Here is a 13,629-nt window from a genome sequence, read left to right on the forward strand (position 1 = left end):
GCCAGCGCTACCAGTCGCCCACCTGGATCATCCCGCGCCGCACGAGTTGTAGCCTCGGCCCTCATGAGTTGGCTGCCTGAGGGCTTCGTCCACCCCGTCTACGTGCCCGTGCCCGGCACCGCGCTTCACCTGCGGCCGATCCGCGAGGCGGACACCGCGCTCGACTATCCCGCCGTGATGGGATCGCGGGAGCGCTTGTGGGACATCTTCGGTCCGGCCTGGGGTTGGCCCAAAGAGACGATGACCTACGAAGAGGACCGTATCGACCTGCTGCGGCACGAGAGGGAGATAGCCGCGCACCAGTCGTTCAACTACGCGTTGCTGGACGAGGGGGAGACGGCGATCTTCGGCTGCGTCTACGTCGACCCACCCGAACGCACCGGCTCCGACGGCGAGGTCTCCTGGTGGGTGGTGGACGACCTCGTCGGCGGTGAGGTGGAACGCGCGCTCGACGCGCTGGTGCCGCGGTGGATCGCCGCCGACTGGCCCTTCCGGCAGCCACGCTATCTGGGCCGCGACATCACCTGGCAGGACTGGCTCGCGCTGCCGCGCGCCTCGTGACACGCCCGAGGCGGTGCCAACCGCCAACAGCCTTACGCCACAACGCCCGCGACGTCTGAAACCGGCCTGCGACATCGAGCGAGATCTTCTCGGCGCCGATCCGCCGGATGCGTTCGGTGCCCCACGTCCCCAACGGGCGCGGCGTCGATGCCGCAGAAGTACGGACCGCGTCGCGCTGCCGCTGCCATCTGCCCTCCACAGGTACTTACCAAAAGGTGAGTACCTGACTATTTAGTCGGTACTGGTCAACGTTACCGGCAGCGGAAAGGATCGCCTCGAACGACGATCACGAGGGAGCCAGAAACATGACGACGGACCACGACGTCCAGGTAAGCGTTCTCGGGCTGGGCGCGATGGGCACCGCGCTCGCGGCCGCCCTGCTGAAGGCGGGACACGCGACAACCGTCTGGAACCGCTCGCCGGGCAGGACGAGCGACCTCGTCGCCCAGGGTGCGACCGGCGCCGAGACGGCGGGCGACGCGGTCCGGGTCAGCCGGCTGGTCATCGCCTGCCTGCTGGACCACGCATCGGTCCACGAGGTGCTCGACCCGCTGTCCGGCGTTCTGGCCGGCCGGACCCTGATCAACGTGACCACGACGACACCGGCGCAGGCGCGCGAGCTCGCCGCGTGGGCCGCCGATGCTGGCGTGGAGTACCTGGACGGCGGGATCATGGCCGTCCCAACGATGATCGGCCAGCCCGGGTCGTCAATCCTCTACAGCGGGTCGGTCGCCGCTTTCGACCGGTACAAGCCGCTACTGGACCTGTGGGGCACCAGCACCTACTTCGGTGCGGATCCCGGGCTGGCGTCGTTGTACGACCTGGCCCTCCTCGCGGGCATGTACGTGATGTTCGCCGGGTTCGTGCACGGTGCCGCCATGCTTGCGCCCGAAGGCGTGACCGCGGGAGAGTTCGCCGCCATGGCCGCACCATGGCTGACCGCCATGACCGGCGCCTTCCAAGGGTTCGCCACGGTTATCGACGGCGGCGACTACACCGTCGACGGGCAGCAGAGCCTGGAGTTCTCCGACCTCGGCGACATCCTCACCGCCAGCGCCGACCAGGGCATCAGCACCGACGTGGTCGCCATGGTCCAGCGCCTCATCCAACACCAGATCGACGCGGGTCACGGACCTGAAGGCTTCGCGCGAATCATCGAAAGCATCAAGCAACCCGGCTGACGAAGCGGACCAACCGCTTTTGGGTACCCGCGCCGAAGAGGTAATGGTCCCAGGACAAGCCATCCATGTCCAAGACGATGTCGCGAACCGACGGGCGGGTGAGATCCCCACCCGCCCGGTTCGATCGGTTCAGCGCCAGACGACGAGGTGGATCTGGAACCCGCCGTCGCCTCTGCGGCTTCGCGGATCCCGGTTGATGTTGAAGGACAGCCGCGTCTTCCCGGGGCCGAGAGTGGCGTTCTGGTATGTCCGCCGCAAGCCCGAGGCTATGTACAGATAGCCGTCTTCCGCGGTGTGCCAGAGCAAGGAGAACGGGGGTACGCCCGGAACCAGCGCGTCGCCGCTCGCGGACCAGCTGGACCAGCCCTCGGGTCCGTTGCGGCCTGTGGCCCAGACTCCGGACCAGACTGTGCCGGTGGCACTGACGTCGACCCAATCGCCGTTCATCAGTTCCACGCCGGCATCGGTGTCGGCATCACTGTTGATATTGACGGTGAAATACTTGTCCACTACTGCCGCGGCCATGGCCGGGCCTCCTGTCGTCTCGTTGCCCCAGCAGGGCTGAGGCGTGCCGTTGGGGCCGACCCGGTGGCAGGAGCCGACGACGCGATATCGCGCACTAATCGATTTTCACGAGGCTCGGGGTCGGCTTTTCGTTGATGGCTCCGGAACCAAGCGAGGTGAAGACGGAAATGATCGCGGCGAGCCCGGCGACGGAGAGGACGTTGAGCCAGTCCACGGCGAGCATGCCCAACTCGTCGCCGGCGATGACTGCGACAGCCGCTTGGGCGAAGGTCTTGACGGCCCGTTCCGCCACTTGCTTCCAGAATTTGCGGGTAAGCATGGTCACTCCTCGAAGCGCGGCATTCCCAGCTGTCCGGGTCGGCGAAAGTTACTGAGGCGAGCATGAATGCCGACGAATCCCGGGCACCATAGGGCCGCGGTCCCGTTCGTAGGGCCACATCGGCGGGCCGGAAACGGGACACACTTCGGGACGCGCACCGGGCGCATCGCAGCGGCTATAGAGTGGGCTCGATGGTTTGGCTCGGCCGCGTGCGTGGCACCGAGACGGGCGCGGGGCGCCGCCGCCTCCGGCCGGTGACGGTCGTGTTGGTCGGCTTGGCGGCACCGGTTGTCTGGATAATTCTCAGCCGGCTGGTTGCCCCGTCGGATGCGACTCTCGCCTATGTGGACACCCCGAACGCGGGCGGGATCACGGTGACTCGTGTCGTGGGAGACGGGTTGTTGAGGCCGGGCGACGAGGTGATCGCGATCAATGGCCAGCCGGTGCACGCGCTGCTCGCAGGCGGAGGCGGACCCGCTCCGGAGAAGGGCGACCGGCTCGTCTACACGGTTCTGCGGAGTGCGGGGGAGGCGTCCGGCCGTACCACCGTCGACGTGCCCGTCACGACCGGTTCCTATCCGTTCCTCATGGTTCTCCGGAGCTCAGGCAGCGCGGTGTTGCTGCTCGTTACCTTCCTCGCGGTTTCGGTGGGCGTCTTTCTCCGGGCGCCCCGCAGCCCGGCCACCCGCACGCTGCTGGCGATTCCGGTGCTGATCTCCATCGGGGCGACCTCGTGGCCGTTCGGCCCGCAGGTGGTCGACGTGGTCGTTCCGTACGGTCATTGGCCGTACATCGGCGGCGGCATCGCCAACGCGCTCGCCTGGGGAGCCTTCCTCCACCTGGCGCTGACCCTTCCCCAACCGCGGGTGATCGTGCGGCACCGGCCCTGGTTCGTCGGGGCGGGTTATGTGCTGCCGTTCGTGCTTTACGGGGTCTACCTGTTGTTCCGTCTACCGGGCGACGGCGATCCGCTGGACCGGCTGCGGACCGTCCTGCACGTCTCCCTGCCCGCGGCGCGTACCTATCCAATCCTGATCATCGCGGCGATCCTGGCCAGCCTGATCCGCGAACGCGGCCTCGAGCGCTCCCAACGGATCCGGTGGGAGCTGGTCTTCTTCGCGGCTTCCCCGGCCCTCTACCTCGTCGTCGGTCAACTGCCGCAGGCCTTAGGGCAGGACCCGGTACCGCCGGGATGGCTCGCGATGATCCTGCTGCCCCTACCGGTGGCCGTCGGTTCGGCGGTCCTGCGCCGCCGGCTCTTCGACGTGGAGCTGGTTCTGCGGCGCTCGCTCGTCTACGGGTCACTCACCGGCTGCCTGGGCGGTGTGTACCTGCTCGCCGTGTACCTGCTCACCGACACCCTCGGGCCGACACCCGCGGCGCTGTTCGCCACCGCCCTCGTGGCGCTTTCCGTGCACCCGCTGCGGGTCCGGCTCCAGCGGGCCGTCGGCCGGCGCCTTTTCGGGCAGCGGCACGAACCTCTCACGGTGGCTTCCACACTCGGCAGGATCAACGTCCACGGGGCGCCCGAGGCCGTGCTCGGTGAGATCGTCACGACGCTCGCCGAGGTGTTGCGGCTGTCGTACGCCGCCGTCGAGGTGGGCATCTCACCGGAGCACCGCGTAGTTCGCGCCACCTACGGCAGACCAACAGGCCGACCGCAGACGTTGCCGCTCACCTACGCCGGCCGACGACTCGGGCAGCTGCATCTCAGCGTGGCAGCCGGCCGTGAGGCGTTCGGTGCGGCGGACCGACGGCTGTTGGACGAGCTCGCCCGCCAGGTCGGTATCACCGGGTACACGCTGCTGCTCGCCACGGACCTCCAAAGGTCACGGTCGAGGCTCCTGAGCGCCCGCGAGGAGGAACGCCGCCGGCTGCGCCGCGACCTACACGATGGACTGGGCCCCTCGCTCGCCGCCACGGCTATGCAGCTGGAGGTCGCCCAAGACCTGATCCGTTCCGCGCCGGGCGAGGCGGAAGCATTGGTGGGCCGGCTCCTGCACGGCACACGTCGAGCGATCGCCGACATCGGCCGACTCGTCGACGGCCTCCGCCCACCGGCGCTCGACCAGCTCGGGCTCAAAGCCGCGATCGAGGAGCGAGCCACCTACTTCGCCAAGTCCGGCACCGGCGCGCGCACACCCCCGACGATCACCGTGGAACAGGACGGCCATCTCGACGGGCTACCCGCCGCGGTGGAGGTGGCGGCGTTCCACATCGCCGTGGAGGCCATGAACAACGTCGTTCGCCACGCGTCCGCCAGCACCTGCCGGGTCCGGCTCGAGGCGGGCCACGACCTCGTGGTGGAGGTGGCGGACGACGGTGCCGGGCTCCCCGCCGACCCGCCAGAAGGAGTCGGCCTCACCTCGATGCAGGACCGCGCGGTCGAGCTTGGCGGCGCCTTCAGCGTCGACAGCCGACCGGGCCACGGCACGACCGTGCGAATCCGCATCCCCTTGCCGACGCGTCGCCCGGCCGTGGGCGCGAACCCGCGGTCGCGCCCCGGAACGGGACAACAGCACCATGACGACGGGACAACGACAGCGGAAGACTGGAAAAACCAGTGATCCGCGCCGCACATACCAAAGGAGCACGGCGATGAGCCGCGAGCCCTTACGCGTGGTCGTCGCCGATGACCACCCCGCGGTCCGAGAAGGCCTTCAGGCGCTGCTCGCCTCGGCACCTGGCGTCGACGTGGTCGGGCAGGCCGGCACCGGCCTGGAGGCGGTCGACCTCGCCGACCGGCTTCAGCCCGACGTCGTCATCATGGACCTTCAGATGCCGGAGGCGAGCGGAATCGAAGCCATCCGCCGGATCACCAAAACGAGCCCGCACATCCGGACGCTCGTGCTGACCATGTTCGAAGACCACGAGTTGGTTTTCGACGCCATCCGCGCGGGCGCACACGGCTACCTGCTGAAGAGCGCCGGCCGCGCGGAGCTCGCCCGCGCCGTCGCCGCTGTCCACGACGGCGACTTCATCATGGGCCCAGGGAATCGTCGAGCACGTCCGCCGGTACTTCGACTCCAGAGCGAACGAAGCCGGCGCGCCCGTGTTTCCGGAACTGACCGACCGAGAACGCCAGGTACTGGACCTGCTGGCCAGAGGCTACCGCAACGCGGCGATCGCCCGGGAGCTGTTCATCGCGCCCAAGACCGCCCGAAACCACGTCTCGAACATCTTCGCCAAGCTACACGTCGCCGATCGGGCCGAAGCCATCGTGCGGGCTCGGCAAGCCGGTCTCGGCGAGCCCCCCACGCCGACCGGGTCCTGAACCGCGGCGAAGCGCGGCGCGGTTCTGACGGAAGCGGGCGGCGGCTCCGGTCGCGGGATACGGAATCCGATGCACGCAAATTGGACAGTCCGACAACAACGCGCCGTACAGCCTCGGCCCGGTCGTCTGATCCTCAGCGTCCACCGATCCAGCTCATGTCCGGCCATGGTCCGAACTCGAACTCCTCGAGGATCCGGATCAGGTCGGGCATGGTCTGCTCGCGGTCGGGTCCGTCTTCGAGCTGCGCGAACACCTCGACGCCGTCGGGAAAAGTCAGGAAGACCTGCCGGTTTTCCGGCACCTGCCAGCCACTCAACCCGCGGATGCGGACGGGCGTGGTGGCGAAGGTGTTCTCCAGCCGGCTCGACGCGCTGCTGCCCATGGTGATGAGGAGCTGCCGCCCGTCGGCCGCGTCGACGGCCACGTGCTGGGCCCAGCTCGCGTCGTCGAAGCCTTGTTGCAGCCGCCAGGGGACGGTGGCGAAGTCCGGTGGCAGCCAGCCGAAGCGGGGACCGACCCAGGTGTGTCCCGGATCGGGCCGCACCGAACGCGCGACGCGGACGGCCACGTCCTGCTGGGCGTCCGCGCCGTCGTCGGTCAGCACGCTCACGATCAGCCGTGGCTGGCCGGGCGGCTGCCAGGTGAGGTGGGTGGCGGGAGGCTGGTCCCCGACCTGGACGAGTTCGCCGGGCACACCGCCGACGTCGATGGTGGTCGCCCGGCCGCTCGGCCGGTCGGCTTCGAGCGACGGGTGCGAGCCGATCAGCAGTGAGATCAGCTGGTCCGGCGTGCCCGGCTGCCAGGTCCGCGAGAGGACCGGTGCCTGTGTCCCGTCCACGACGACCGAGCGTTGGCCCTCGCCGTAGCCGTGCGGCAGCCACGCCGGGCGGAAGCGCAGGGGGACCCGGGACCAGCCGCCACCGGGACCGGCGTGCAGCACCGGGAACGCCGGCTCGGTCGGCCGGGTGAGGCGCCACACTCCCGCCGCCGCGACGCCGGTCGTGGCCGCGGCCGCACCGGCGCCGGCGAGCCGGAGAACGAGTCGACGCTGGCGGTGCCGCCGCGCGCGGATGGCCAGCGAGGCGCGGATCCGGTCCGGGGGAGGGGCCTGGTCGGCGAGGGCGGCGAAGGCGCCTCGGATGGCGTCGGTGTCGATCATTCGTCCTCCCGTACCGGCTGGAGCGTGGCGATCTCGCGCAGTTTGGCCAGCGCACGCGAGGCTTGACTGCGAACCGTCCCCTCGGAGCAGCCCATCAGCGCGGCGATGTCGCTGTCGGCCATGTCCTCGTAGAAGCGCAGAGCGATCACGAGGCGCTGGCGAACCGGGAGAGCGCGGATCACCTGCAAGATCGCCTCGCGCTGCACGACCATGTCGGCGCCGTCCTGGTCCGGTGCCGGCCAGTGGACCCGTTCCCGGCGGCGCGCGGCGGCGAGCCGGCGGCGGGCGGAGAGCAACTCGTTCACGATCATCTTGCGCAGGTACGCGTCCGGCATGTCCAGCTCGCGGATCCGCGCCCACCTCGGCTGTGCCTTGACCAGCACGTCCTGGACGACGTCCTCGGCCGCGTGCGGATCGCCAGCCAGCACCGTCGCCTGCCGCAGCAGTGCCGGCAACCGCACCGCCACGTACTCCTCGAATGTCAACCGACCCTCCCCGCTCACCCCCTCAACACGAAGCCGAGGGCCCGTCGCGTTGCACGGCGGGGCGGGTGATCCGGGAGGCGCGCCGGTTCAGCGGATCTGGATCGTGGTGGGCGGCACCGAGCCGTGCTGGACGCCGTCCGGTCCCTCGACGTAGCCGGAGGCGCTCCACGTCGCGGTCGCGCGGCGGTAGGCGGTGCCGTCCACGGTGGACACGCCGGCCGCGAACCACTGCGGAGCGCCGTCGCAGACGGTCGGCGTGAGGTAGCCGATGCCGCGGCGGGTCGCGCCGTTGACGCGCTGGTCGACCCCCAGGTCGATGACGCCGCGGTCGGGGACACCGCCGGGGAACGGGCCGCAGGTGTACGTGCCGACCAGCACCACCGTGGCGGGGTCGTCGCTGAGCAGGGCCCATCGGGCGTTCACCGTGAGACCGGTGTCCGCGGCGGCGGTGGTCGCCGGTGAGAGCGTGAGGATCAGGGCGAGGGACAGCATCAGGGTGGTCGCGATCCGGCGCATCAGACCCCTCCTATCGTGGTCTGGTCGGTACCGGCAGCGTATCCACGGTGGTTGATCCATCAGGTCGGCCGTTCGACCCGCATCCGCTGGAAGATCGCCGCCTGCCGGCGGCGGACCGATGAAAGTCCTTCTTCTGGCCGGTCCATCTCTCGACAACGAAACCTCACCTACCGGTGCGGGCGCGCGATCGAGGAGGGTCGGACGGGGGCCGGCGGTGCATCGGGGAAGGCGATGACCACCGATCGGGTTGATCGCTCTCGCCTATGCTGTGACTCGTGGTCGACGTCGAGCTGCGCCACCTGAGGACCATGGTCGCCATCGCCGAGGAAGGCACGTTCGGGCGGGCGGCGGCCCGGCTGGGCTACACCCAGTCGTCGGTGAGCCAGCAGGTCGCCGCGCTGGAGAAGGCCGTCGGCGGTGCCGTCTTCGACCGGCCCGGAGGTCCCCGGCCGGTGCGGATCACTCCGCTCGGCGAGGTGGTCCTGGCCCACGGGCGCGATCTGCTGGCGAAGGCGGAGAGGCTGGCCGACGCCGTCGACCGCTTCCGGGCGGGCAACGGCCGGATCGACATCGGCACCTTCCAGGGCGCGTCCAAGCTGATCCTGCCGTCTGTCGTCCGCCGGCTGCTCGGCGAGCACCCCGGCTGCGACATCAGGCTGACCGAGGTGGGGCCGGAGGATCCGCGGATCGGAGACCTCGACCTGCTGTTCCACTACGCCCGGATCGACGGCGACGTCGAGTACGTCAAGCTGCTCGACGAGCCGTACCTCCTGGTGGCCGGCGCCGGCACGTTTCCCGACGGTGCGGTGCGGGTGAAGCAGCTCGACGGCGCACCGATGGTCGCCTGGCCGCCCAACTACCACCAACGATGGTTGGAGCGGGTGCTCGCCGGCGACGGGGCGCGGCCACGAATCGTGTTCCGCACGGCCGGCCACGAAACCGTCGTGTCGATGGTGCGGGCGGGCATCGGCTCGGCGGTGCTGCCGTGGCTCGCCCTCCACGGATCCGATGCCTGGTCGGACGACCAGCTCAGCATCCACCGGCTCCGACCGTCACCCACCAGCACGTGGTACCTGTACTGGCCGGCCGGACGCACCCGGTCGCCACTCGCGGCCCGAGCCATCGACATCGCCGTCGAAACCGCGAACGAGCTGGCGGAGCAGATGTAGCCTGGGCGCTGGTGGTGTCACAAATTATTGACATCATGTCGCGACTGCTTTACCTTCGAGATGTCAAGTTTGTTGTACATGGCGCGTGAGGCATCCGTCTCATGGCCTGACTCCACGCGTCCGAAGTCAAGGAGGAGTCGTGCACCCGTTGGTACGTACCGCCCGCGAGACCGGGCTGCTCTACCTCGGCATGGCCATCACCGGCGTCGCTTTCTACCTCGTCCTCCTGCCGCGGCTCTACACGGCCGACGACCCCGACGCGACACTGGCCAACCTGGTCACGCGCGAGTCGCTCGCCCGCGCGATCGTTGCCGTGGAGCTGCTCATGGTCGTCGTCCAGGCCCTCGCCGCGGTCTGGTTCTACCGCCTGTTTCGCACCGTGGACCGCGTGGCGGCCAGCGGCATCGCCGCCTTCGGGCTGGTCAACGCGGTCGTGGGCCTGGTGAGCGCGGCCCTGTTGGGTACGGCGGTCCAGGTCGCGGCCGACCCGTTCGGCGACGCGGCGGCCACCGCCCACGTCCTGTACCTGATCAGCGAGAACATGTGGGCCGTGGGAGGGCTGTTCTTCGGCCTGTGGCTCGTACCCATGGGCTGGTGCGTACTGCGCTCGGGCTGGATGCCCCGCGCCCTGGGCTGGATCCTCGTCGGCGGCGGGTTCGGCTACGTGCTCAGCGCGTTCGTCAGGTACCTCGCCCCGGACGCGCACGTCCTCGCCGAGGCACTCGCGTACCCCGCCTCCGTCGGCGAGTTCTGGATGGTCGGCTACCTGGTCGTCCGGGGCGTGCGCCGGCAGGCGGTGGACCCGGCCGGCGAACTCGCCGTCGCTCGCGCGGCGTAGGCGTTCGAAAGGTCGGCGCATTCCGGTACCTGAGTGTCGAAAGGGGGCGCGGCCGGGCGCCCATTCGTCGGTCGCGCGCCTCTCCTACCTGCACAAGTAGGCCCCTTTGCTCTCCTGAACGCTTCCGGAACAGTTCCGGAAATTGTTGACAGCGCGGCCCGCGGGTATCGATACTGCCCTTCGGCAGACATATATGAGCGCCGATCACATGACGCCAAGCACTGAGGACGGTCCCGTGAACAGCAGCCCGAGACAGCGCAAAAAAGTCACCAGCGTAGCTTTGTCCGCGGCCGTGTTGTTGCTGGTCGGCGGCGCCGCGGCGATCCAGTCCATCGGCCCGGCCGCCGCTGCCGAGACCACGCTGCGGGCCGCGGCCGCCAACGCCGGGCTGTTCTTCGGCGTCGCCGCCTCACCCGGCCGGCTCAGCTCGATCGTCGGCCAGGAGTTCAACCAGCTGACTCCCGAAAACGACATGAAGCCCGCCACGATCGCCACGTCGAGCGGTGGGCTTCAGAACACCGGCAACGCGGACACCCTGGTCAACTACGCCCAGACCAACAACATGCTGGTACGCGGCCACACGCTGGTGTGGCACTCGCAGGCCGGCTCGCTCCAGGGCGCCAACCAGGCGACGCTGAACACGTTCATCGGCAACGCCCTCAACCGCTGGGGCAACCGGATCGCGTACTGGGACGTCGTCAACGAGGCGCTCGACGACAACAACACCGGCAACCGCCGCACCCAGTGGCCGCACACCCTCAACCGGGACGCGAACGGCGACGGTGACTTCTTCGACACCGGCGACACCGACGTCATCCGGGACTCGTTCATCCGGGCCAAGCAGGTCGTGCAGGCTGGCGGGCTGACCACGAAACTGTGCATCAACGACTACGACGTCGAGGGCCTGACGGTCCGGGGCGGCACGCAGAACCGCAAGGCCAACGCGCTGTACGACATCGTCCGCAACTACCGGCAGTACATCGACTGCGTCGGGTTCCAGGCGCACTTCAACGACAACCCGAACAGCATCATCACCGACGACCTCCAGGCCAACATCCAGCGCTTCGCCGACCTGGGCGTCGAGGTGCACATCACCGAGCTGGACATCGACGACGACCTGAGCAACAACGACATCGGCGCCGGCCAGGCGGAAAACTACCGCAAGGTCGTCCGGGCCTGCCTGAACGTCGCGCGCTGCACCGGCATCACCGTCTGGGGTATCGCCGACAGCGAGTCGTGGCGCGCCTCGGAGCGGGGCCTGCTGTTCACCGGCAGCAGCGGAAACTACCAGAAGAAGGCCGCCTACCACGCGGTCCTCGACGAGCTGAACAAGGGCCGCGTCCCCACCAACACGACGTCGCCGACGGTGTCGCCCACGGTGTCACCGACCGTTTCGCCGACGGTGTCGCCGACCGTGTCACCCACGGTGTCGCCCACCCCGACCGCCGGCTGCACAGCCGCGGTCTCGCTGAACTCCTGGACCGGCGGCTTCGTCGCCACCGTGCGGGTCACCGCCGGCACCGCGCCGATCAACGGGTGGAACGTCCGGCTCACCCTGCCGTCCGGAGCCACCGTGACCAACGCCTGGAACGCCAACCGCAGCGGCAACAGCGGCGCCGTGCAGTTCGGCAACGTGAGCTACAACGGCCGGCTGAACGCCGGACAGACCACCGAGTTCGGCTTCCAGGGCACCGGGGCGGCCACCGGCCTGACCCCGGTCTGCACCGCCTCCTGACCACCGCCTGTCCGGGGCGGGAGCGAATCACCCGTCCCGGACAGTGGCGTTCTCATCCTGCCCGGACAAGAGGACACACCCTGGCCGCGTCAGTCCTCAGCCGCGCACGAGCGCGTCGTACACCTTGGCGAACCGCGCGCGCCTCGCCGCGTAGTGCTCGACGTGCGCGGGCCGGGGCTCGTACGTCGTCCCGGTGGTCCGGGGCGCGCGCGGGGCGTCCGGTGCCAGCAGGTCGAGGGCGAGCAGCGCGGTGCCTCGCTGCGTGGTGCGCCGGCCGGTCACGTGCGTGACGGGTCGCCCGAGCACGTCCGCGAGGATCTGGAGCCACTCGGGCTGGTCGTTGCTGACCCGGCCGGCCGCGGCGACCTGCACGATCTGCGGTGCGGCCGGGCGCAGCTCGTCGGCGACGCGCGCGTAGGTCATGGCCACGCCCTCGACGATCCCGCGGAACATGGCGTCGGCGTCCGTGGCCGCCGACACCCCGCCGAGCACGGCGCGTGCCTCGCCGACCCAGCCCGGCGCGCGTTCACCGGTGAGGTACGGCAGCACGAGCGGGGTGGTGTCGCTGGGCGGTGCGGTGAGCACGGCGGCGAGCGCCGGGCTGAGTCGCAACGTCTCCTGCGCCCAGCTGACGGCGCGACCGACGTCGTTGATCGCCCCGCCGAGCAGGGTGCGTGCCGCGTCGACCCGGTAGTTCCACAACCCGAACGGCAGGGGATCGGCGGGGCCGTCGAGCAGCACCCGCAGCGCACCGCTGGTGGCCGTCGCCGCGGTAAGCACCGTGGCGTCGGTCGCCCCGGACCCGACGTTGCTGGCGAAGCCGTCGGTGATGACCGGGAACCACGCGGCCCGCGCGAGGGCGGGCCAGCGCGCCGGGGCGACCGGAGTCGCGGGCTGTGTCGGGTCCCGCGGTGAGGACAGCTGCCCGGGGCCGGCGCCCGCCGCGGCGAGCAGCTCGGCGTCGAGCTCGCCGGTGCGGCGGTCGAGCAGGCCGGTCCACGCCACCGTGGACGTCCCGGCGAGCGGGTGCCCGATCAGGCGGGCCAGGACGTACTCGCCCAGCGACCACCAGGACGCGGCACCGGCGACGACGTGCGGCTGCGCGGCGGCGAGCCAGCGCAGGCGCGGGGCATGGTAGCTGGTGTGCAGGCGGGTGCCGGTGCGCTGCTGCACCGCGTGCTCGTCGAGCTCCTCCCGCAGCGCGGTGACCGCGCCGGCGCTGCGCGAGTCGGCGTAGGTCAGGCACGGGGTGAGCGCGCGGCCGGCCGCGTCCACCGCGATCAGGGACGCGGCGAAGGTGTCCAGCGCGACACCGGCGACGCGGGTCTTCAGCCGCCGCTCGCCGGTCACCGCGTCGAGGACCTGCTCGACCTCCGCGGTCACCTGGTCGGGGTCGATGACCGAGGTGCCGTCGGGCGCGACCGTGAAGGCGTGCGGCACCTTGTGGTGCAGGCCGTGGACCCGCCTGCCGGACGCGTCGTGCACGCCGCCACGGGTGGCGGTGGAGCCGATGTCGAGCGCCAGGACCAGCGGGTCCAGCGCCGCGTCGAGGGCGACGTCTTCGTCGGTCAAGGTCATCGCAGTCCTCGTCGTCGGCGCCGCGTTCTCCGACGACCCTAGTCGCTGCTGCTGGTCTGGCCAGCGGCTCGGAGCGAATCCACGTCCGCCGGGGTCACGACCTGGTCTTAACGAGCTGCTCGGCTTCGTCCCGACCCGGTCCGCGGCCTGGAGACCTTTCGGGGCCAGGGTCGCCGCCCGTGCTGGCATTAGGTCGAGGCATATTCGCCCATGTCCGCGTCAGCGGCGGACCGTATGCTCCCGCGGGCACCGCTCCCGGCCGGCGGCTCGCAGCGCTCGCCGAAACCCC

Annotated in this window: 13 protein-coding genes and 1 pseudogene; 8 read left to right on the forward strand and 6 right to left on the reverse strand. The window is 70.2% G+C overall.

Annotated elements, in window-relative coordinates; all coding sequences use genetic code 11:
- Window positions 1–63: 63 nt before the first annotated feature.
- Both AC5L36_RS41720 and AC5L36_RS41725 read left to right on the forward strand, forming a co-directional pair.
- Window positions 64–561: an N-acetyltransferase gene (locus AC5L36_RS41720; protein WP_441216773.1), complete on the forward strand. Its 498-nt coding sequence runs from the start codon at window positions 64–66 to the stop codon at window positions 559–561.
- A 305-nt stretch (window positions 562–866) separates the two neighbouring features.
- Window positions 867–1,742, forward strand: a complete 876-nt coding sequence (locus tag AC5L36_RS41725) for an NAD(P)-dependent oxidoreductase (protein WP_441216772.1) — start codon at window positions 867–869, stop codon at window positions 1,740–1,742.
- Window positions 1,743–1,871: 129 nt separating this feature from the next.
- Here AC5L36_RS41725 and AC5L36_RS41730 read toward each other — a convergent pair whose 3' ends face one another.
- Both AC5L36_RS41730 and AC5L36_RS41735 read right to left on the reverse strand, forming a co-directional pair.
- Complete coding sequence (locus AC5L36_RS41730) at window positions 1,872–2,267, reverse strand: hypothetical protein (protein ID WP_441216771.1); 396 nt, start codon at window positions 2,265–2,267, stop codon at window positions 1,872–1,874.
- A gap of 94 nt (window positions 2,268–2,361) precedes the next feature.
- Window positions 2,362–2,586 carry a holin gene (locus tag AC5L36_RS41735; protein ID WP_441216770.1) on the reverse strand — a complete coding sequence of 75 codons (225 nt, stop codon included), beginning with the start codon at window positions 2,584–2,586 and terminating at the stop codon, window positions 2,362–2,364.
- A gap of 191 nt (window positions 2,587–2,777) precedes the next feature.
- Between AC5L36_RS41735 and AC5L36_RS41740 the strand changes: the two genes are divergently transcribed.
- From AC5L36_RS41740 to AC5L36_RS41750, 3 genes and pseudogenes are all read left to right on the forward strand, one after another.
- Window positions 2,778–5,153, forward strand: coding sequence for a histidine kinase (locus tag AC5L36_RS41740; protein WP_441216769.1), 2,376 nt, complete (start codon window positions 2,778–2,780; stop codon window positions 5,151–5,153).
- A gap of 31 nt (window positions 5,154–5,184) precedes the next feature.
- Window positions 5,185–5,481 (forward strand): annotated as a pseudogene (locus AC5L36_RS41745) (response regulator); the annotation flags it as partial.
- A 157-nt stretch (window positions 5,482–5,638) separates the two neighbouring features.
- Window positions 5,639–5,860, forward strand: a complete 222-nt coding sequence (locus AC5L36_RS41750) for a response regulator transcription factor (protein WP_441216768.1) — start codon at window positions 5,639–5,641, stop codon at window positions 5,858–5,860.
- A 133-nt stretch (window positions 5,861–5,993) separates the two neighbouring features.
- Here the strand turns inward: AC5L36_RS41750 and AC5L36_RS41755 are convergent, their stop codons facing one another.
- From AC5L36_RS41755 to AC5L36_RS41765, 3 genes are all read right to left on the reverse strand, one after another.
- Window positions 5,994–7,019 (reverse strand): hypothetical protein, encoded by a 1,026-nt coding sequence (locus tag AC5L36_RS41755; protein ID WP_441216767.1) that lies wholly within the window; start codon window positions 7,017–7,019, stop codon window positions 5,994–5,996.
- Entirely contained in the window at window positions 7,016–7,504 is a 489-nt protein-coding gene (locus tag AC5L36_RS41760; RefSeq protein WP_441216766.1) for a SigE family RNA polymerase sigma factor, read from the reverse strand. Before AC5L36_RS41760 ends, AC5L36_RS41755 begins: the two co-directional genes overlap by 4 nt.
- Before the next feature lie 87 nt (window positions 7,505–7,591).
- On the reverse strand, window positions 7,592–8,020 hold the full coding sequence (locus AC5L36_RS41765; protein ID WP_441216765.1) for a hypothetical protein: 429 nt from the start codon (window positions 8,018–8,020) through the stop codon (window positions 7,592–7,594).
- A 275-nt stretch (window positions 8,021–8,295) separates the two neighbouring features.
- On the opposite strand from AC5L36_RS41765, the gene AC5L36_RS41770 reads away from it, so the two are divergent.
- The 3 genes from AC5L36_RS41770 (at window position 8,296) to AC5L36_RS41780 (ending at window position 11,762) form a co-directional block, all read left to right on the forward strand.
- Window positions 8,296–9,189 (forward strand): LysR family transcriptional regulator, encoded by an 894-nt coding sequence (locus AC5L36_RS41770; RefSeq protein WP_441216764.1) that lies wholly within the window; start codon window positions 8,296–8,298, stop codon window positions 9,187–9,189.
- Window positions 9,190–9,328: 139 nt separating this feature from the next.
- A complete protein-coding gene (locus AC5L36_RS41775) occupies window positions 9,329–10,027 on the forward strand; it encodes a DUF4386 domain-containing protein (protein ID WP_441216763.1) in 699 nt (232 codons plus the stop codon).
- Between the two features lie 292 nt (window positions 10,028–10,319).
- Window positions 10,320–11,762, forward strand: a complete 1,443-nt coding sequence (locus AC5L36_RS41780) for an endo-1,4-beta-xylanase (protein ID WP_441216762.1) — start codon at window positions 10,320–10,322, stop codon at window positions 11,760–11,762.
- 96 nt (window positions 11,763–11,858) lie between these two features.
- On the opposite strand, the gene AC5L36_RS41785 is transcribed toward AC5L36_RS41780, so the two are convergent.
- On the reverse strand, window positions 11,859–13,340 hold the full coding sequence (locus tag AC5L36_RS41785) for an FGGY family carbohydrate kinase (RefSeq protein WP_441216761.1): 1,482 nt from the start codon (window positions 13,338–13,340) through the stop codon (window positions 11,859–11,861).
- Window positions 13,341–13,629 lie beyond the last annotated feature (289 nt).

The organism is Phytohabitans sp. LZ39, assembly GCF_059359075.1.

Bases quoted from the DNA above. Each gene is read 5' to 3' on its own strand.
- AC5L36_RS41720 (WP_441216773.1), top strand. From the start codon at position 64: ATGAGTTGGCTGCCTGAGGGCTTCGTCCACCCCGTCTACGTGCCCGTG.
- AC5L36_RS41725 (WP_441216772.1), top strand. From the start codon at position 867: ATGACGACGGACCACGACGTCCAGGTAAGCGTTCTCGGGCTGGGCGCG.
- AC5L36_RS41730 (WP_441216771.1), bottom strand. From the start codon at position 2,267: ATGGCCGCGGCAGTAGTGGACAAGTATTTCACCGTCAATATCAACAGT.
- AC5L36_RS41735 (WP_441216770.1), bottom strand. From the start codon at position 2,586: ATGCTTACCCGCAAATTCTGGAAGCAAGTGGCGGAACGGGCCGTCAAG.
- AC5L36_RS41740 (WP_441216769.1), top strand. From the start codon at position 2,778: ATGGTTTGGCTCGGCCGCGTGCGTGGCACCGAGACGGGCGCGGGGCGC.
- AC5L36_RS41755 (WP_441216767.1), bottom strand. From the start codon at position 7,019: ATGATCGACACCGACGCCATCCGAGGCGCCTTCGCCGCCCTCGCCGAC.
- AC5L36_RS41765 (WP_441216765.1), bottom strand. From the start codon at position 8,020: ATGCGCCGGATCGCGACCACCCTGATGCTGTCCCTCGCCCTGATCCTC.
- AC5L36_RS41785 (WP_441216761.1), bottom strand. From the start codon at position 13,340: ATGACCTTGACCGACGAAGACGTCGCCCTCGACGCGGCGCTGGACCCG.